Here is a 20,928-nt window from a genome sequence, read left to right on the forward strand (position 1 = left end):
GAATGTCACCAATCTTTGTCGAATCCCGCGTGTGATTTCTCCCTTCGGTCGAAATGACAAAACAGTACCAAAATAATAAAATAAAAAAAGAATATGTTACAACATTTCAAACATAAAATAATAACACTTTCGATAGTAATTGCTTGTATAAACAGCGGTTGTAAATCGGGAGTATCACATTCTCAAAAAGGAAAATCGGTTATTTTAAAAGAAGAAAACTTCAAACATTATGTGGATTATTTCAACACGATGGAAGATGAAAACTTGAAGTTTGCGATTCCGAATGACAGCGCGTGGACGTGGATGAAAAAGAATATTCCGTTGTTTGAATGTCCACAACAGAATTTTGAGGAGATTTATTATTTCAGATGGTGGAGCGTTCGAAAACATATTAAAAATACACCACAAGGGTTTGCGATTACAGAGTTTCTGGTAGATCGTTCGTATGCTGATAAATACAATATGATCAGTTGTGCTTTGGGACATCATATCAACGAATTCAGATGGGTTCATGATCCGAAATACATTGAACAAGATGTTAAACTTTGGTATAGAGGAAATGATGGGAAACCAATGAACAAATTGTATAAATTCAGCAGTTGGACAGCCGATGCTTTGTATAATCGTTATTTGGTGAATAAAGATGAAAAATTTTTATTGGATTTGTATCCAGATATGGTTACAGATTATGCCGTTTGGGAAAAAGACCGCCAACGTAAAGATGGTTTGTTCTGGCAGCATGATGTGAAAGATGGAATGGAAGAATCTTTAAGTGGCGGACGAAAAGTACAAAATGCAAGGCCTACGATAAACAGTTATATGTATGGAAATGCTATAGCAATTTCTAAAATGGCTGAATTGAAAGGTGATGAGGAAACAGAAACCAAATTCAAAGCGAAAGCTGACGTTTTACAGCAATTGGTAGAAACGAAATTATGGAATCAGAAAAGTGAGTTTTTTGAAACTTTAACAGAAAAAGATACTTTAGCACAAGTTAGAGAAGCGATCGGATTTATTCCGTGGTATTTTAATCTTCCTGAAAAAGGAAAAGGTTTTGAAAAAGCCTGGGAACAAATTAAGGATGAAAAAGGATTTTCGGCTCCATTTGGTTTGACTACGGCAGAACGAAGAAATCCACGTTTTAGAACGCACGGAACTGGAACCTGCGAATGGGACGGTGCGATTTGGCCATTTGCAAGTTCGCAGACGTTAACGGCTTTGGCAAATGTTTTGAATAATTACAATCAGAATTTTGTAGCCAAACCTGATTATTTCAAGCAAATGGAATTGTACGTTCAGTCGCAGTATTACAGAGGAAAACCGTATGTTGGCGAATATTTAGACGAAACAACAGGGTATTGGTTAATGGGCGACAGGGAAAGAAGTCGTTATTATAATCATTCGACTTTCAACGATTTGGTGATTACAGGTTTGGTTGGTTTACGTCCGAGAGCTGATGAAAAGATTGAAGTAAATCCGTTGATTCCACAAGAAAAATGGGATTGGTTTTGTCTGGACAATGTTCTGTATCACGGCAATATTATTACCATTCTTTGGGATAAAACAGGAGAAAAATATAAAAAAGGTAAAGGTTTTAGAATCTTTAAAAACGGGAAGGAAATTGCAGTTTCTGAGAAATTGGAGAAGTTAGTTTCGCAATAAGTACCTGCTTAGTTTGTCATTTCGACGTAAGGAGAAATCACATACGGGATTCAACAAAGATTGGCATTACTTTGCGGAGTTTCTAGTGTGATTTCTCCTTACGTCGAAATGACAATACTTTGTCTATAAATAGAATACACAAAATACCTAACAAGTTTTTGAAACCTGTTAGGAGAAAAAATAATACTATGAAAAAGTTTTTTTTACATCTTACATTAATCATTTCACTTTTCACCATTTCGGCGAAAGCCCAAAACAAAATCATAGTGAGTGATTTTAAATGCGAAATGCTGACCAATCCAGAAGGAATTGATGTTTTACAGCCAAGATTGAGCTGGAAAATAAAAGCAAACGTAAATGATGTAAAACAAACTCATTATCAAATTTTAGCTTCTTCGTCTTTAGAAAAACTAAATGCCGGAAACGGAGATTTATGGGATAGTGGAAAAGTGCAAAGTGATGAATCTGTAAATGTAATTTACAACGGAAAAAAACTAAAAGACAGACAAGACGTTTATTGGAAAGTAATTGTTTTTACGAATAAAGGAGAAGTTCAATCAAAAGAAACAGCACATTTCAGCATCGGGATTTTAACTTATGCAGATTGGAAATCGACTCGCTGGATTGGATACGAAAAAACGTCTCCGGGAGATAGTATTTCGCAGTATTCGCGATTATCTGCCAGATATTTAAGAAAAGAAATCGACTTGAAGAAGAAAGTCAAAAGTGCCAAGGTTTATATCATGGGAATGGGCTTGTACGAGTTATATATTAACGGAAATAAAATTGGAGATCAGGTTTTAGCTCCCGTTCCTACGGATTATACGAAGAATGTAAAATACAATGTTTTTGATGTGACTTCACAATTGCAAGAAGGAAAAAATGCATTAGGAACGATTTTAGGAAACGGACGTTTTTTTACGATGCGTCAGGATTATAAACCTTATAAAATCAAGACTTTTGGTTACCCGAAAATGGCTCTGCAATTGTTTGTAGAATATACTGATGGAAGTAAAGATGTTATTAGAACTGACGATACTTGGAAAATCACAACTGACGGACCGATTTTATCCAACAACGAATATGACGGCGAAGAATACGATGCCCGCAAAGAAATGAAAGGTTGGAATACCATTAATTTTAATGATAAAAAATGGCTTTCAGCTGAATATGTGCAAGAACCGGGCGGATTCTATGAAGGACAGATGTCGGCGAATATGAAGATAAAACGCGAAGTAAAACCTATTTCAATCAAACAGACTCCAAAAGGAACTTATATCTTAGATATGGGACAGAATATGGTGGGTTGGTTACAATTGAAAGTAAAAGGAAATTCGGGCGATAAAATCACAATGAAATTCGCTGAATCATTGCAGGCCGACGGTTCGTTATACATTGCAAATTTACGTGATGCTAAAACAACTGATATTTATACGTTAAAGGGAGAAGGCGAAGAAGTTTGGGAACCTCGTTTTATTTTTCACGGATTTCGATTTGTGGAGATTTCAGGTTTTAAAACAAAACCGACTTTAGAAAATTTCGTCGGAAAAGTCGTTTACGATGATATTGCGACAACAGGAACTTTCGATTCTTCAAATCCAATAATGAATCAGATTTTTAAGAATGCGTGGTGGGGAATCAGCGGAAATTATAAAGGAATGCCAATCGATTGCCCACAGAGGAATGAGCGTCAGCCTTGGTTGGGAGACAGAACAACGGGAGCTTACGGAGAAAGTTTCTTATTTGATAATCAGACGTTATATGCCAAGTGGTTAGATGATATTAAGAACTCACAAACTATCGATGGTGGAATTCCAGATGTAGCACCAGCTTTCTGGCGTTATTATGGTGATAATGTGACTTGGCCGGGAACTTATATTACAGTTGCCGATATGCTGTATCAGCAGTTTGGAGACAAAAAAGTGGTTGAAAAACAATATCCGTCGATGAAAAAATGGATGGATTATATGGAAGAAAATTATTTGGTTGATGATATTATGACCAAAGATAAATATGGCGATTGGTGTGTTCCACCAGAATCGTTGGAATTAATTCGTTCCAAAGATCCTGCGCGTTTAACAGACGGCGAATTGATTTCGAGTGCGTTTTATTATCAGCTTTTAAGCATCATGAAGAAATTTGCTGTAATTGCCAATGCTCAAAATGATATTAAGCATTATGACGAATTAGCTGCAAGAATCAAAAAAGCATTCAACACTAAATATTTTAATTCATCAAAAAATGGTTACGCCAATAATACAGTAACGGCCAATTTACTGCCTTTAACTTTCGGAATGGTTCCAAAAGAATTAGAGCAAAAAGTTTTCGAAAATTTAGTGCATGAAGTAGAAGTGACAAAAAATGGTCATGTAAGTACAGGCGTTATCGGAACACAGTTTTTAATGCGAACCTTAACCAATTTTGGACGTGGCGATTTGGCTTTCAAATTAGCATCAAACAAAACCTATCCAAGCTGGGGTTATATGGTCGAAAACGGTGCCACGACCATTTGGGAACTTTGGAACGGAAACACTGCCGACCCAGCAATGAATTCGCAAAACCACGTCATGCTTTTAGGTGATTTATTGATTTGGTATTACGAAAATATGGCAGGAATCAAGAGCAATCCAGAAACTCCAGGCTTCAAACAAATCATCATGAAACCAGATTTTAATGCCGGATTGACTTATGTAAATGCTTCATACGAATCGATTTACGGATTGATAAAAAGTGACTGGAAAAAAGATAAAAAAGCTTTGGTTTGGAATATTACGATTCCTGCAAATGCTTCAGCTTTAGTGTATTTACCAACAACAAATGTTTCAGCAATAACAGTGAATAAGCAAAAGTTAACTCAATTTTCTACTTCTATTAAAACGGATAATAATACTGTTGTAACATTACCATCGGGTTCCTATGTTTTGAGTGTAAAATAAGGAAGTTTTTTCGTACTATTGTAGACTATTGTAAAAAGTAATTCATGGATGCCATTAAAGTTTTTGAAGATAAAAAAGTACGAAGCCATTATGATACCGATAATGAAATTTGGTATTTTTCTATAGTGGATATTGTTGAGGCATTAACAGATTCTAAAAACCCGACAGATTATTTAAAAAAAATCAGAAAGAGAGATGTTGAACTTGGAAGTTACATAGGGACAAATTGTCCCCAGGTAACAATGCTGACTAATGGGAAAAAGCGTAAAACATTGGCAGGCAACGTTGAGAATATTTTTAGAATAGTACAATCCATTCCATCTCCTAAAGCTGAACCGTTTAAACAATGGCTAGCAAAAGTTGGTTATGAACGTATTCAGGAAATTCAAGATCCGGTGCAAAGCATTGATCGGGCGAGAGAAAACTGGAAACAACATGGAAGAAGCGAAAAGTGGATTCAGCAACGCATGATGGGACAAGAAACCCGAAATAAGCTAACTGATTATTGGAAAGAAGCGGGTATTGAAGAGAAAAATGAATTTGCAATTCTAACTAATATTATTCATCAGGAATGGACTGGTCTTTCAGTGAAAGAACATAAAGAAGCAAAAGGCTTAAAGTCACAAAATCTTAGAGATCACATGAGCGAGGCTGAACTTATTTTTACTGCGCTGGCTGAACTTTCAACAAGACAAATAGCCGAAAATGATGAAGCAAAAGGAATAATCGAAAATGCAGTGGCAAGCAAAAAGGGTGGAGCAGTGGCAAAAAATGCGAGAGTTGAACTGGAACAGCAAACGGGCAAAAATGTAGTGACAAATGAGAATTTTTTGCCTCCTGCAGACGAGAAAAAGACTTTACCTAGGAAGAAATAATATTTTTTTCTCAAAAAATGAACTCTTAGAAATATTACTTTGATATAATAAAAAAAATAAATGAGATTTCGGATATTACGTTTTCGTCAGGAAATTTTGAGATAAACGTTAAATAATCTGCATTTTTAATAATTCGGGACAGTACAGGATGCATTGTTAATTTTTTGGTGTTATTTTTACACTTATTAAATATTTTTACCTAAAAAAATGTTAGGTATGTATTTATAGTCAAAAAAAATAATTCATAATTTAATTAAGAATGAAGTTAGCAAAATTAGCATTTGTCTTGTTTGGACTTTTCCTTTTAGGAAGCTGTAAATCGGCTTTAGAGAAAAAGACTTGGAAAGAAGGAATTTTAGTAGATCAATTTGTTTACGATAAAGCACCTTATCCGTCTTGTCACGCCATTACAATTGTCGAAGCTACAAATGGTGATTTAGTTGCCTCATGGTTTGGAGGAACGCACGAAAGAAATCCTGATGTTTGCATTTATGTAGCCATCAAACCAAAAGGAAGCGATACTTGGAACGAAGGCGTAAAAGTTGCCGACGGTGTCATGAAAGAAGGACCGAGATTACCAACTTGGAATCCGGTTTTATATCAAATTCCAGGAGGTGATTTAATGTTATTCTACAAAATAGGACCAAAACCATCAGAATGGTGGGGCGTAATCAGAACTTCATCTGACGGCGGAAAAACGTGGTCTGAGGCTCAAAAAATGCCAGACGGTTTCTTAGGGCCAATCAAAAATAAACCAGTTTTATTAAGCAACGGAACTTTATTGTGCCCGTCAAGTATTGAAGGCGACGGATGGAGACTTCGTATGGAATCTACTCCAGATTTTGGAAAAACTTGGGTAATGGGCGATACGCTTCCGAGAGGAAAACAGAAAATCAATGCAATCCAGCCAAGTATTTTATTTCATAAAGATGGAAGTATTCAGGCTATCGGAAGAACAAGAAACAGAGCTATTTTTAGTACATTCTCAAAAGACAACGGAAAAACTTGGTCGGATGTAGAGTTAATCGGACTTCCAAATAACAACTCAGGAACCGATGCTGTAACGTTAAAAGATGGTAGACATTTGTTAGTTTACAATCATGTTTTGCCTCCAGGAAAAGAAGCGAAAGGGCCAAGAACACCTTTGAATGTTTCGGTTTCTAAAGATGGAATCAATTGGAATGCCGCTTTGGTTTTAGAAGATTCAAAAATCAGTCAGTATTCTTATCCTTCAATGATTCAAAGCTCAGACGGAATGGTTCATATCGTTTATACTTGGAGAAGAGAAAAACTGAAATATGTAAAAGTGGATCCGAGTAAACTGGTTGCGCTTCCAATCAAAAACGGAATCTGGCCAGGTGAGGAAGGAAAAGTAGTTACAGCTGTAAAAGCGGAAGAAGAGTAAAATAAGTTCGCCACGAATTTTACTAATTTCCACAAATTTTTTAAAATAATAATTCGTGAAAATTGGTGCAATTCGTGGCAAAAAAATATAAAGCCACAGATTAAAAGGATTAAAATGATTTTTTATTCTAGTTAATCTCTAAAATCTGCTCAATCTGCGAGAGTAAAATTTTTCCCGCAGATTAAGCAGATCGAGCAGATTTTTTTAATCCTTTTAATCTTTATAATCTGTGGCAAAAAAATATAAAGAATGAAATCTAAAAAACATTTATTAATTGCAATGCTTGTTGTTCTATTAACAACATTCAATAGTTGTGCAACGGCTCAGTCTTCTAATAAAAAGCAAAAATACAAAGTGGCAGTTTGCGATTGGATGATTTTGAAAAGACAAAAATTAGGTGCTTTTGGTTTAGCAGCTGAAATAAAAGCTGACGGAATCGAACTGGATATGGGAGGTTTAGGAAATAGACCAACATTTGACAGCAAACTAGGCGACCCAGCAGAAAGACAAAAATTCTTAGATAAATCGAAAGAAACTGGAGTAGGAATCAGTTCTATTGCAATGTCGGGTTTTTATGCACAATCTTTTGCCACAAGAGAAATCACACCAATGATTACGGATTGTATTCAGGCAATGAAAAACATGAAAGTAAAAGTGGCATATCTTCCGTTGGGAACTCAGACCGATTTAGTTAAGAATCCAGAATTACGTCCAGAAGTAATTAAGAGATTACAATGGGCAGGAAAAGAAGTCGGGAAAATTGGCGGAGTTATAGCAATTGAGACTTCTTTGAGTGCGACTGAAGAGAAAAAACTTTTAGATGAAGTCGGTTCAAAATACATTAAAAGCTCTTTCAATTTTGCAAATGCTTTAGATAATAAAAGAGATATTTCATCCGAATTAAAAATATTAGGAAAGAAATATTTAGCGCAGATTCACGCTTCAAATACCGATCAATTTTGGTTAGAAAATGACAAAGCGATCGACATGCCAAAAATCAAACAAACTTTGGATGAAATGAAATGGAGCGGATGGCTAATTGTAGAGCGTTCTCGCGACGTAACGCAAGTGCATAATGTAAAAGCTAATTACGGAGCAAATGTGGCTTATTTAAAACGCATTTTCCAGAATTAATTTTTAGCCACAGATTAAAAGGATTAAAATGATTTTTTAAATCTGTGAAAATCCTTTTAATCTGTGGCTAAAGAATAAAATCTCACTTTTGTCATTTCGACGAAGGAGAAATCACATTAGAATTTCCGCTAAGTATATCGCCAATCTTTGTCGATTCCCGAGTGTGATTTCTCCTTCGTCGAAATGACAAACTAGATGGGAATTTTTAATGAATAAAATTAAAATACCATGAAATATTTACAATTACTTTTTTTATGTCTTTACGTCTCTTTCGCGACAGCGCAGAACATCACAGTTGTAAGTGATCCGAGTTCGCCTAGAGCAAAGTTTGGAGCAGCCAAATTATCTGAAATGCTTTCTGCAAAAGGATTCAGCGTAACTTCTTCTGATAAATTCAAAAAATCAAAAGATAAAGTAATTGTAATTGGAGAAAAAGGAACCGATTTCTGGAAGAAAAATGCTAAAAGCGCTAAAATCAACGATAGCAAATTAACTAAGAAAGAAGGTTTCCAGATTCGCACTCAAAATAATATAATTTATATTGAAGGAACAGATGCTTCAGGAACTTTGTATGGTGCATTAGAATTAGCAGATAGAATTAAAACTTCAGGTCAGCTTCCATCAGAAATCAATATTGATGATAGTCCAGAAATGGTTTTGAGAGGAGCTTGCATCGGAATGCAGAAACCAGTTTATCTTCCAGGACGTGACGTTTACGAATATCCGTATACGCCAGAAACTTTTCCTTGGTTTTATGATAAAGCACTTTGGATTAAATACTTAGATATGTTGGTAGAAAACCGCATGAACTCTTTGTATTTATGGAACGGACATCCGTTTGCTTCTTTGGTAAAACTAAAAGAATATCCGTTTGCTGTTGAAGTAAGCGACGAAGATTTCAAAAAGAATGAAGAAATCTATAAATTCTTAACCGTTGAAGCAAACAAACGTGGAATCTGGGTAATCCAGATGTTTTACAATATTATTGTTTCTAAACCTTTTGCAGAACATTACAATATTAAAACTCAAGATCGTTCGCGTCCAATTACACCGTTACTTTCAGATTATACCAGAAAATCTATTGCTGCTTTTATCGAAAAATATCCAAACGTAGGTTTAATGGTTTGTTTGGGCGAAGCCATTAATACCGTTGATGATGATGTAGAATGGTTTACCAAAACGATTATTCCGGGTGTTCGTGATGGTTTACAGGCATTAGGAAAAACAGAAGAACCGCCAATTATCCTTCGTTCTCACGATACAGACGGGCCTTTGGTAATGGAAAAATCACTTCCATTATATAAAAACTTATATACAGAAAGCAAATATACAGGAGAATCTTTAACGACTTATACGCCGGGTGGACCTTGGGGAGAAACGCATAAACAATTAAGTGCTTTAAAATCAATTCATATTGAAAATGTTCATATTTTGGCAAACTTAGAGCCTTTCAGATATGGTTCTCCAGATTTTATTCAAAAAACGGTTAAAGCGATGCATAGTGTTCATGGAGCAAATGCGCTACATTTATATCCGCAGGCATCTTATTGGGATTGGCCTTACTCGGCAGATAAAACAAAATCAGGAGAACGTTTATTAGAAATGGATCGTGACTGGATTTGGTACAAAGCTTGGGCAAGATACGCTTGGGACAGTAAAAGAGATCGAAACGAAGAAGTTAAATATTGGGATAATGATTTAGCTGCGAAATTCGGAACAACTCAAGAAGCAGCAAATAACATTCTAAAAGCTTACGAAGAAACTGGAGAGATTGCTCCAAAAACCTTAAGACGTTTCGGAATCACAGAAGGAAATCGTCAGACTTTATTGTTAGGAATGTTTGAAAGTCAGTTGGTGAATCCGTCCAAATGGAGAGTATATCCTGGATTCCACGAATCTTGTGGACCAGCGGGCGAATTGCTTTTAGAATATGCTAAAAAAGAATGGAATAAAGAACCGCATTCTGGTGAACTTCCAACTCAAATTATTGCTGAAATTACAGAACATGGAAGATTAGCTGTTGAAGCAATCGACAAAGCCGAAGCCAGCGTAACCAAAGACAAAGAAGAATTTGCACGTCTTAAAAATGATATGCATGCGTATAAGGCTTTCGCCGATTTTTTCTCAGAAAAAGTAAAAGCCGCTTTATTGGTTTTAAGATACAGTTATTCTAACGATATTGCTGATTTAGACAAAGCAATGCCTCATTTAGAAAAGAGCATTGAGTATTATGAGTTATTGGTAAAACTAACAAAAGATACCTATTACTATGCCAACAGTATGCAAACTGCTCAACGCCGAATCCCAATTGGAGGAGATGACGGAAACAACAAAACTTGGGCAGAATTATTACCGCATTACGAGCGTGAATTGGCTAATTTCAAGAGAAATCTAGAGAAGCTAAAATCTTCAAAAGACGGTAAGATCGAAACCAAAGAAGGAAAACCTTGGAAACCAGCCGAAGTAACTTTTATAGATGAAAAACTGGGAACGTATTTAGTAAAAACTGGAACAAAAGTGTACGGAACAGATATTTCGGAGTTAACTAAAATTGCTCCTGAACTTCAAAACCTAAGAGGATTCTCATTTGTAGAAAACGATCAAAATGAAAAAGGAACACATTTGAAGTTTAGAAACACAAAAGCGGTTAAATTAGTGGTAGGATATTTCAATTCAGATCAGAAGAGATTCTTATTACCACCAAGTTTGGAGACAGATGCAGCAGGAAATGCGCACGGTCAAGCCGAAGTGATTCTGGCAAGTGCCATGAATTTGAAAGATTTGCCACGTGTAAACATTCATACTTATACTTTTCAGCCGGGTGAGAATAAATTAGATTTAGGTAAAGGAAAAGTATTAATTTTAGGTTTCATCGACGCAGATCAAACCATAACACCACGTGATGTTGGGTATATCAATGCAGGAGAAAAAGCAGCTATTGATTGGTTGTTTTATTAGCCTATGCGTTCCTGCAAGGTTTTCAAAACCTTGTAGGTATTATAAATGGACGTTAAAAGTAAACCTACAAGGTTTTGAAAACCTTGCAGGACATAGAAAATATGAATAGAATAGTTTTTTTTATTTTTTGTTTTTTTTCAAGTCTTTGCTTTGTTTGGAGTCAGAGCAAAGATTCGGGGAAGTTTCGTAAAGAAATTTCACTGAATTCGTCTTGGGAAACCGTAATACTGGATAATCTTCCGCTGAAAGAAGAAGATTTTGTAGAAAATCCAAAAACTGATTCCAATTGGCAGCAGGTTAGTGTGCCTCACAATTGGGATCAGTATTATGGTTTCAGAAGAACAAAACATGGAAATTTGCATGGTACTGCTTGGTATAAAAAGACAGTAAAACTCGATAAGAAAGACAGTTTAAAACAACATTTTCTTTATTTTGAAGGTGTAAGTTCTTATGCAACGGTTTGGATAAACGGTAAAAAAGTAGGCGAACACAAAGGCGGAAGAACTACTTTCACTTTAGACATTTCCAAAGCAGTTTCTTTCGATGCAGCAAATATCATTGTAGTAAAAGTAGCGCATCCCTCTTTTATTGCCGATTTGCCTTGGGTTTGCGGTGGCTGTTCTGGCGAATGGGGATTTTCAGAAGGTTCTCAGCCAATGGGAATTTTTAGACCTGTTACTTTAGTTGTTACAAATGATGTGAGAATTCAGCCTTTTGGTGTTCATATTTGGAATGACAAATCGGTTTCAAAACAAAAAGCAATTCTGCATACCACTACAGAAATCAAGAATTACAGCACTTCACAACGAAACTTAATTGTCGAAAATACCCTTTTGGATTCTTCAGGAAAGAAGGTTGCTATCAATAAAAGCGATAACAAAATCAATTCGGGAGAAACAAAGGAAATAGCACAGGCACTTCCTGAGATTCAGAATCCGAAATTATGGTCGCCATCCAATCCGTACTTGTATAAATTGGTGACTTCAATTTATGAAAATGGAAAAATAATCGATCAGTTAACAACTTCGTACGGAATTCGTTGGGTAAGTTGGCCAGTTAGCCGTGACGGAAAAGACAATCGTTTTTTCATAAATGATGAGCCTGTTTTTATAAACGGCGTTTGCGAATACGAGCATTTAATTGGAAAAAGTCATTCGTTTTCAGACGAAATGATTCATTCTAGAATCGAACAAATCAAAGCAGGCGGATTTAATGCTTTTAGAGAAGCGCATCAGCCTCATAATTTATTGTATCAAAAAGAATTAGACGAAAACGGAATCCTGTTTTGGAGTCAGTTTTCAGTACATATTTGGTACGATACGCCTGAGTTTAAAGAAAATTTCAAAACCTTATTACGAGAATGGATTAAGGAACGAAGAAATAGTCCATCTGTTGTCATGTGGGGATTGCAGAATGAAAGTACGATTCCGAAGGAATTTGCAGAAGAATGCACGCAGATTATCCGAGAAATGGATCCGTTATCGGCTTCTCAAAGGATTGTAACAACTTGTAATGGCGGAGAAGGAACCGACTGGAATGTCGTTCAAAACTGGTCGGGAACGTATGGCGGAGATCCGTTAAAATACCATCTGGAAATGACCACTCAGTTATTAAACGGAGAATACGGCGCATGGCGTTCAGCCGATTTGCATACAGAAGGTGAGTTTGACCAAAAAGGAACTTTAAGCGAAAACCGTTTTTCTCAGTTAATGGAAATTAAAGTTAGAGAAGCCGAATCGGTAAAAGATAAAATTGCGGGACAGTTTAATTGGCTTTTTGCTTCGCACGAAAATCCGGGACGAGTGCAGAACGGAGAAGGTTTTAGAGACATTGACAAAGTTGGCCCAGTAAATTACAAAGGACTTTTTACCATTTGGGGCGAGCCTTTGGATGCTTTTTATATGTATCGCGCCAATTATGTTTCGAACAAAACCAATCCGATGGTGTATATCGTTTCGCATACTTGGCCAAGCCGCTGGGAAAAACCTGGAATCAAGAACGGAATCGATATTTATTCCAATTGTGACGAAGTAGAATTGTTTAATGATATCAATAAAGCTTCACTTGGAAAACTAAAAAATCCAGGAATCGGACAGCATTTTCAATTCAATAATGTCAATATTCAGTACAATGTTTTGTATGCTGTTGGCTATGTAAACGGAAAAGCTGTTGCTAAAGATTATATTGTTTTAAATAACCTTCCAAAAGCACCTAATTTAGATGTTTTAACCACCAATAAAGCAGATATTACAAAAGCCAAAAGCGGTTATAATTATATTTACAGAGTAAATTGCGGAGGTTCAGAATTGACAGATTCTGCTGGAAATACGTGGTTTTCCGATACACACAAAAATGGACAAAACAGTTGGGGTTCATTATCTTGGACAGATAATTTTGAAAAACTTCCAGACTTTTTTGCCAGTCAAAGAACCACTTTCGACCCGATAAAGGGAACAAAAGATCCTGAGTTGTTTCAAAGTTTTAGATACGGAGTTGATAAACTGCGTTACGAATTTCCTGCACCAGATGGCGAATATTTAGTAGAATTGTATTTCACAGAACCATGGTACGGAACTGGCGGAGGCTTAGACTGCAAAGGCTGGCGTTTGTTTGATGTTGCCATCAATGATAATGTTGTTTTAAAAGATTTCGATATTTGGGCAGAAGCAGAACATGATAATGCGTTGAAGAAAACATTCAAAGTAAAAAGCATAGATGGAAAAATTGTGATTTCGTTTCCAAATGTAAAAGCTTCACAAGCGATTATTTCTGCGATTGCGATTGCAACAAAAGATATTCATGCAAGACCAGCTTCAGAATCTTTAAAAAACATTCAGAATTTGCTTTTAGATTCTTATGATAAAACCAACAGAATAGCTTCATGGCTGGATATTAATTCAAAACAATATTCTGATTCTGATGTTGTTTTTACCGAATTGCCTTCTGAGGTTTTTGGAGCAGATTATTTACAGTTTTCTTCTCATTCTAAAAATAATGGTTCGTTTACTGCTAAAGAAGAATCGACAGTTTATATTTTAGTTGACGATAAAAAGAAGACATTAAAAGGGCTTTCGGATTATAAAAAAATAGAGGAAAAAGCGAAAAACAACAATGGAATTTCGTTTGATGTTTTCACTAAAAAAGTAAAGAAAGGCGAGAAGGTTCTTTTTGATAATTCGGAAAACATAAACACAATTGCTGTCGTTCCAACTTATGACATGGGAGAAAAAGACGATTCAAGATCTGTTGTAATTATAGAAGCAGAAAAGACAAAAACAACGGGAACAGGAATCGAGAAAGGAAATTTCAAAAAAGCTGATTATATCGAGTTTACAAAAAAGACAAACAACAGCATAGAGTTTGAAGTAAAACCCGGAGTTGCTGGAATTTATTTAATGCGTTTTCGATTTATGAATAAAAATGAAACTCCGATGAAAGTGAAATTCAAAATGGAAGATGCGTACGGAATTTTAATGCGAAATGATACGATTGAGTTTTTTCCATCACCTGAAAAATGGAAGATTTTGAATACAACTTCTGGGGGTTATATTAACGCAGGAACGTATAAAATTACATTGGAAGGTGATGATTTGAAGGGATTAATGCTGGATAATTTCGAATTTCAGTAAATGATGGTTTGCCACAAAGGCACAAAGACGCGAAGATTTGTTAACGAATTTTTATTGTAGAGACGCACCACAGTGCGTCTACGCCCCAATTGTCCATACTGTGTGTTATGCACTGCTGTGCGTCTCTACGTTAAAACGTTGCAATTATAACGTTCAGTTTGTCATCCTGAGGAACGAAGGATCACACTCGAAACTCGACAAAGATTGGAGATTTAGTTTGTGTGGGCTCCGACTTCGCTCAGCCTGACAAAATGGTGTCAAAAAAACGATTAGAATAAAAACATATTTATGATAAAACATAAAAACATATTTCAAAAAATTACAATTGCCTTATTGTTTTCGGTATCCATTTTTGCACAGAAACAAGCCAGAATTGTCGAGGATTTTAATAAAAAATGGAACTTCAAATTGGGAGATTATCCTGAAGCAGTCAATGCTAATTATAATGTGTCAGATTGGAGAGTACTTCAATTGCCACATGATTGGAGTATTGAAGGAGCTTTTGATAAAGATGCGAAAACCAAGCAAGCACAAGGATTTTTACCCGCTGGAAAAGGCTGGTACCGCAAAGTTTTTACTATTCCTGCAAATTGGAAAAACAAAACGGTTTCAATTGAATTTGATGGTGTTTTTAAAAACAGCGAAGTTTTCATTAATGGAAAATCATTAGGAATTCGTCCAAACGGATATATTTCTTTTGGATATGACTTGACGCAATATTTAAACTTTGGAAAATCAAATACGATTGCTGTAAAAGTAGATAACGATGCACAACCCAATTCCAGATGGTACACGGGTTCTGGAATTTACAGAAATGTACGTTTGGTTGCCAGTGAAAAACTGCATGTAGGTAAGTGGGGAACTTTTGTAACAACGCCAGAAGTTTCAGCAGAAAAATCAAAAATACATTTAGAAGTTACGATTGATAATGATAATACTTCTGCTAAAGAATTTAAGCTGGTTACTTCGGTCGTAAATTCTGAGAATAAAGAAGTTGCGAATTATACTTCGACAGAAAAAATTGGTGCTAAAACATCAGAAAAAACGGTTCATGATTTAGAAGTAAAACAGCTAAAATTATGGAGTACAGAGAATCCGTATTTATATAAAGTTATTACAAAATTGTATGAGAAATCGAAATTGGTTGATAATTACGAAACGCCTCTTGGATTTAGATATTTCAATTTTGATTCGGAGAAAGGATTTTCTTTAAACGGAGTTCCAACTAAAATTTATGGAGTTTGTCTGCATCATGATAATGGCGCTTTGGGTGCGGTTGAAAACATTCATGCGGTTAGAAGAAAACTGACTTTGATGAAAGAAATGGGAGCCAACGCTATCAGAATGTCTCATAATCCACATTCTTTGGAAATGATGCAATTGTGTGACGAAATGGGGTTTATTGTTCAGGATGAAGCTTTTGATGTTTGGAAAAAGAAAAAAGTAACCAACGATTACCATAAAGACTGGGATGCCTGGCACAAACAGGATTTAGAAGATTTTATCAAAAGAGATCGCAATCATCCATCGGTTATGATGTGGAGTATTGGTAATGAAATTAGAGAACAGTTTGATTCGACTGGAATTTCGATTACCAGAGAATTGGCTAAAATTGTAAAATCCTTAGACACGACACGTCCAGTAACTTCGGCTTTGACAGAAAATGTAATTGAGAAAAACTTTATTTACCAATCTGGTGCTTTAGATCTTTTGGGATTTAATTACAAACACGAAGATTATAAAGATTTTCCAACGAAATTTAAAGGACAGAAAATATTGGCTTCAGAAAGTGTTTCGGCTTTAGAAACGCGTGGACATTATGATTTTCCTGACGGAATTAAAGCCTGGCCAACCAAACACGGCGCTGCGTTTGATGGAAATGCCGATTGGACGGTTTCGGCTTATGATCAGGTGAAATCGTATTGGGGAGCAACGCACGAAGAAAACTGGAAAACGATCAAAAGTCAGGATTTCATGGCAGGAACTTTTATCTGGACAGGTTTTGATTATATCGGAGAGCCAGATCCGTATCCGTTTCCTGCAAGAAGCTCGTATTTCGGAATTGTTGATTTAGCTGGACTTCCTAAAGATGTGTATTATATGTACCAAAGCGAGTGGTCGAATAAAACGGTTCTGCATATTTTCCCGCATTGGAACTGGAAAAAAGATCAGGAAGTGGAAGTTTGGGCGTATTATAATAATGTCGATGAAGTGGAATTATTCTTAAACGGAAAGTCGTTAGGAAAGAAAGCCAAACAAAATGATGATCTGCATATTTCTTGGAGAGTGAAATTTGAGCATGGAACATTGAAAGCGGTTTCGAAAAAGAACGGAAAAGTAGTTTTAGAAAAAGAAATCCGAACTGCTGGAGAAGCTTCTAAATTGGATTTACAAGCTGATAAAACTTCAATCAAAAATGATACTTATGATTTGGTTTACGTAACCGTTTCGATGACTGATAAAGACGGGAATTTACTCCCAAATGCAATGGATTTAATCAATTTTGAAGTTACAGGCGGAGGAAAATTAGTTGGAGTTGATAATGGTTATCAAGCCAATTTGGATTCTTTTAAAGCGAATTCCTGTAAATTATTTAATGGAAAATGTATTGCTATTATTCAGTCTAGTGGGAAGAAAGAAAATATTCAATTGAAGGCTTCTACAGCTGGTTTACAAGCTTCAACAATTGTAGTTAAGGTGAATTAAATTTAATCTCATAGAATTACAAAGTTTTTAGCTCTGAGAATGAACTTATAGAAAAGAATATTGGATAAAAAAAAGCTCCTTAATTTTTAAGGAGCTTTTTCATTATAAATTATTGCCAGCTTAAAAATACTGTGAATTTGACTTTTTGATTTGGCAAGCTAGAATTATTATATTCTAAATTGATTGTTTCTGGATATGCATTTGCACCTGTCGTATAGTCTGACATTGTAGCATATAGTCTACCTCCAATTTCATTGCCGCCGAATCCTTCAATTTTAACAATTGTAAATTCATATTTTTTAGATAAATCACTAATTACTTTTGGAGTTTGAAGTGTCCATGAAAGTGGTAATTGTGTTTTTGTAATATTTTTAAAAATTTCAGAAGAAGTCTGATCCTTATAAGTTTCATCGTCGACAATATAGAATTGAACATTTCCACTTTCCCATTTATTACCTTCGTAGTCAACAAATGGCATTTCAGTAACTGTAACTTTAGTTATCTTGACACTGGTTGGGACTGGTGCCGCTTTTATTATAATATCTTTTGTTGTAATGGATGTTCCGCCAGGACCGCTTGTAATTAATTTTATTGTATAGTTACCTGCAGAAGTATAAGTATGAGTTGGATTTTTTTCCGTTGAAGAGGCTGTATCTCCAAAATCCCATAAATAATCTGTAGCATTTTCAGATTTGTTTTCAAAAGTAATTGTTGCAGGTGCGGTTGTATTATTTCCTATAAATGAAAAGTTAGCAGTAGGTGCCTCTGCAGTTTCCTCTTTTGGAAAGTTGTCTGATGAACAGCTAGAAAATAATAATAATGATAGTGCAGTAATAAATTGAAATAGATAATTTCTCATGGTAAATTTAAGTAATTAGTTTCTTACAAAGAAAAGGAAAATATTTTATTTAAACTAAAAATATTTTCCTTTTTAAATTAATTTATTTTGATTAAGGTGATGAAGTATTATATAATGGAAATGATTTTTAGTATGTATAATTATGAAAAGAACCTAAAACATTTGGGTTTGCTTTTTTTTATCAAATTAAACCTATATTAGCCTAAATAATATTTAAAAGTCGTAAAATGATTTGTACAATTTATTCGCATCATTTAGGTTTTGAAAGAATAAAAGAAATATTTCTTTCGCACATACCTAAAGGAAGCTTTTTAAACCATCCTGATTTTATTGAATTTGAAGTGAAAGGCGGTATTTTAAGCCCTTCAAAAAAAATAAAAATAGCTTATAGAGAAAGAGCCGAACCATCTTATAAAATTCCGGAAGTTGACGATTCTGATTTAACTGCTAATTTAAAAGGTCTTTACGGACTCGTTAATTCATTGCTGGCAAAAAATGAAAAAATAAAGAATTTATTTCTGCATAAAATACAAACCTTAAATTCTGAGTTTTCAATAATTCAGGAAAAGGGCGAGATTAAAGAACTGAAAGCTATTGTAGAAGAAATTGCAAAAGAGTTTGATGCGATTTTGTTTGCTCAGCCTAATACGAGTATCAGTAAATCAGATTCACAGCATTTTTTAGACAAAGATTTGAATTTAATTATAGACGTAAACGGAAATTGCGAAATCGACGATTTAGGCGTAAGTATCAATTCGGGTTATTTTGATGGTGATCAAAATGAGCTTGATGAAGATCAAATTGAAAGAAAAGCAAAAAACGAAAAAATTCTTGAAAAAGAAAACATAAAAATCAACAGAAATCTGCCTTGTATAGAATCTGAAAGTGAAACTACGCTTAGAAATCCTAAAGACATTGCTCAAAGAGTCAGTGTACTGGCAGTAACAAATTTAGTTGCGTTTAATAGTATTTCTCCGGAAGAAGCCGTTGATTATTTACAGAATTATAAGCTTTGGGATTTTACTACGGATAGAGAAAAAGAGTTTCTTGCCGATCCTACTGATGATAAAAAAATGTATGAAACCTGGAAATGTGAAGGTATCTGTACTTTGATGTGGGCTTTGAATAAGGTTGAAAAACTCGATTTTCCTAATGAGTTTTGTAATTTAGAAAATATCAGTTCTGAGGATTATCCGGTTGGGAAAGATAAAGATCCTAATGAATTTATCAATTCAATACATGCTACACGTTCTAAAAGTGAAATTTTAGATACCGCCGATTTATATTACCGATACAATTGGGCCTGCGTTGATGAAAGGATTAAAGGACGTCAGATTGAAGAAATAAATCCCGGAATTGTTTACGAAAGACAATATGCCCTTAACTGGCTCATAAATTACATGGATCAGGATTGGGATGATGTAACTTGTGATACGTAATTTGAGTTATGAGTTATGGGTTGTCAATTATCAATTGACAACTTATAATTTATATTTAAAATTTCTAGACTTAATAACTTTGCCATTATCAGTTATCATAACGCAGCTGTAATTTGGGAATTTTTGAAGCAAAAGCAGGCCTTCTGTCTGGCCTAAAACCATCATAGAAGTACTTAATCCGTTGGCGGTTTCAGCATCAGGGCCAAAGACCGTTACACTGCACAAACCTGTTGCGGGATATCCGGTTGCAGGATTTATGATGTGAGAATATCGTTTTCCGTTAAAAACAACAAATTTTTCATAACTGCCGGATGTTGTTACCGCACCTTGATTTAAAGGTACAACGGCTAAAACTTTTTCAGGTTTAAACGGATTTGTAATTCCTATTTTCCAGGGCTGCCCGTTGGGTTGTTTTCCCCAGATGCTCATATCTCCCGAACCGTTTATAATTCCGGCTTGAATACCTTTTGCGATCATAATCGCTCGGCATTTATCGGTTGCGTAGCCTTCGCCAAGAGCGCCAAAACCAATTTTCATTCCTTTTAATTTTAGGAAGATTGTCGATTCAACGCTGTCCAGAATAATATTTTTATAGCCCACTTTTTCAACCGATTTTTTTATGGCTTCCGCCGAAGGCATTTCGGTCATTGATCCGTCAAATTTCCAGATTCTGTCCATTGCGGCAAAACTAACGTCAAAACTGCCGTTTGTTATTTCAGAAAATTTTATGGCTCTTTGTGTAAGTTCAAAAACTTCGCGATCGACTTTTATGGGTTTAACTCCAGCATTTTGATTTACTTGTGAAACTTGTGAATCTGGTTTCCAATCGGATATTAAATTTTCAATTCGCGTAATTTCTGTAATTACTTCATTGATATTTTGTTCTGCAGTTAAAGAGTCTTTAGCTACAATACTAATATCAAAACGACCTCCCATAAGCAAAGTCGTTCTTTTTCGTAATATTTGCGAATGCGCTGATAAACAACAGCTAATTGCAAAAACACATAAAACTTTATTTAGAAATAAATTCATAAGCTTATATTAATAATCTATAATTTTTAAACACATCCCGAAGCTTTGGGACTATAGTTTTTCTTTATGTATAAATACGTTTCACTTGTTTCAACAAACATAGCTTAACGGGTATTTCACGCAGATTTTAAAAAGATTTAAGCTGATAAACGCAGATTTTTTATTTAATCTGCTCAAATCTGCAGAATCTGCGTGAAACTTTTTAAGCGACAAACATAATAGCTATGTGTGAAAATCTTGATTTTTTTTCAATCTCTTTTCTTCAGCTTTAAATCTATGTTTCTATGTGTTTA

Annotated in this window: 11 protein-coding genes; 9 read left to right on the plus strand and 2 right to left on the minus strand. The window is 35.1% G+C overall.

Translation table 11 applies throughout. The features are described 5' to 3' along the window. Positions 1-93: 93 nt before the first annotated feature. From LUU93_RS17300 to LUU93_RS17335, 8 genes are all read left to right on the plus strand, one after another. On the plus strand, positions 94-1,662 hold the full coding sequence (locus tag LUU93_RS17300) for an MGH1-like glycoside hydrolase domain-containing protein (protein WP_232682421.1): 1,569 nt from the start codon (positions 94-96) through the stop codon (positions 1,660-1,662). A 188-nt stretch (positions 1,663-1,850) separates the two neighbouring features. After that, complete coding sequence (locus LUU93_RS17305; RefSeq protein WP_232682422.1) at positions 1,851-4,598, plus strand: glycoside hydrolase family 78 protein; 2,748 nt, start codon at positions 1,851-1,853, stop codon at positions 4,596-4,598. A 44-nt stretch (positions 4,599-4,642) separates the two neighbouring features. Then, a complete protein-coding gene (locus LUU93_RS17310; RefSeq protein ID WP_111376745.1) occupies positions 4,643-5,473 on the plus strand; it encodes a BRO family protein in 831 nt (276 codons plus the stop codon). Between the two features lie 259 nt (positions 5,474-5,732). After that, positions 5,733-6,878: a sialidase family protein gene (locus LUU93_RS17315; RefSeq protein ID WP_232682423.1), complete on the plus strand. Its 1,146-nt coding sequence runs from the start codon at positions 5,733-5,735 to the stop codon at positions 6,876-6,878. Positions 6,879-7,127: 249 nt separating this feature from the next. Beyond that, on the plus strand, positions 7,128-8,012 hold the full coding sequence (locus LUU93_RS17320) for a sugar phosphate isomerase/epimerase family protein (protein ID WP_232682424.1): 885 nt from the start codon (positions 7,128-7,130) through the stop codon (positions 8,010-8,012). Between the two features lie 228 nt (positions 8,013-8,240). Beyond that, positions 8,241-10,970, plus strand: coding sequence for an alpha-d-galacturonidase (locus LUU93_RS17325; RefSeq protein ID WP_232682425.1), 2,730 nt, complete (start codon positions 8,241-8,243; stop codon positions 10,968-10,970). Positions 10,971-11,071: 101 nt separating this feature from the next. Further along, complete coding sequence (locus LUU93_RS17330) at positions 11,072-14,599, plus strand: malectin domain-containing carbohydrate-binding protein (RefSeq protein ID WP_232682426.1); 3,528 nt, start codon at positions 11,072-11,074, stop codon at positions 14,597-14,599. A gap of 288 nt (positions 14,600-14,887) precedes the next feature. After that, positions 14,888-17,305 carry a glycoside hydrolase family 2 TIM barrel-domain containing protein gene (locus tag LUU93_RS17335; RefSeq protein WP_232682427.1) on the plus strand — a complete coding sequence of 806 codons (2,418 nt, stop codon included), beginning with the start codon at positions 14,888-14,890 and terminating at the stop codon, positions 17,303-17,305. Positions 17,306-17,414: 109 nt separating this feature from the next. On the opposite strand, the gene LUU93_RS17340 is transcribed toward LUU93_RS17335, so the two are convergent. After that, entirely contained in the window at positions 17,415-18,164 is a 750-nt protein-coding gene (locus tag LUU93_RS17340) for a PKD domain-containing protein (RefSeq protein WP_232682428.1), read from the minus strand. Positions 18,165-18,391: 227 nt separating this feature from the next. Between LUU93_RS17340 and LUU93_RS17345 the strand changes: the two genes are divergently transcribed. Further along, the gene (locus tag LUU93_RS17345; RefSeq protein ID WP_232682429.1) at positions 18,392-19,603 is read left to right on the plus strand and encodes a DUF4272 domain-containing protein; all 1,212 of its coding nucleotides are present in this window, start codon (positions 18,392-18,394) and stop codon (positions 19,601-19,603) included. Between the two features lie 42 nt (positions 19,604-19,645). Here LUU93_RS17345 and LUU93_RS17350 read toward each other — a convergent pair whose 3' ends face one another. Next, complete coding sequence (locus tag LUU93_RS17350; RefSeq protein WP_232682430.1) at positions 19,646-20,635, minus strand: FAD:protein FMN transferase; 990 nt, start codon at positions 20,633-20,635, stop codon at positions 19,646-19,648. Positions 20,636-20,928 lie beyond the last annotated feature (293 nt).

The organism is Flavobacterium soyae, from assembly GCF_021245985.1.
Taxonomy (GTDB): domain Bacteria; phylum Bacteroidota; class Bacteroidia; order Flavobacteriales; family Flavobacteriaceae; genus Flavobacterium; species Flavobacterium soyae.

What these genes read in the sequence shown, in the direction of transcription:
- LUU93_RS17340 (WP_232682428.1), bottom strand. Translation starts at nt 18,164, where the DNA reads ATGAGAAATTATCTATTTCAATTTATTACTGCACTATCATTATTATTA.
- LUU93_RS17300 (WP_232682421.1), top strand. Translation starts at nt 94, where the DNA reads ATGTTACAACATTTCAAACATAAAATAATAACACTTTCGATAGTAATT.
- LUU93_RS17330 (WP_232682426.1), top strand. Translation starts at nt 11,072, where the DNA reads ATGAATAGAATAGTTTTTTTTATTTTTTGTTTTTTTTCAAGTCTTTGC.
- LUU93_RS17335 (WP_232682427.1), top strand. Translation starts at nt 14,888, where the DNA reads ATGATAAAACATAAAAACATATTTCAAAAAATTACAATTGCCTTATTG.
- LUU93_RS17325 (WP_232682425.1), top strand. Translation starts at nt 8,241, where the DNA reads ATGAAATATTTACAATTACTTTTTTTATGTCTTTACGTCTCTTTCGCG.
- LUU93_RS17345 (WP_232682429.1), top strand. Translation starts at nt 18,392, where the DNA reads ATGATTTGTACAATTTATTCGCATCATTTAGGTTTTGAAAGAATAAAA.
- LUU93_RS17305 (WP_232682422.1), top strand. Translation starts at nt 1,851, where the DNA reads ATGAAAAAGTTTTTTTTACATCTTACATTAATCATTTCACTTTTCACC.
- LUU93_RS17320 (WP_232682424.1), top strand. Translation starts at nt 7,128, where the DNA reads ATGAAATCTAAAAAACATTTATTAATTGCAATGCTTGTTGTTCTATTA.
- LUU93_RS17315 (WP_232682423.1), top strand. Translation starts at nt 5,733, where the DNA reads ATGAAGTTAGCAAAATTAGCATTTGTCTTGTTTGGACTTTTCCTTTTA.
- LUU93_RS17310 (WP_111376745.1), top strand. Translation starts at nt 4,643, where the DNA reads ATGGATGCCATTAAAGTTTTTGAAGATAAAAAAGTACGAAGCCATTAT.
- LUU93_RS17350 (WP_232682430.1), bottom strand. Translation starts at nt 20,635, where the DNA reads ATGAATTTATTTCTAAATAAAGTTTTATGTGTTTTTGCAATTAGCTGT.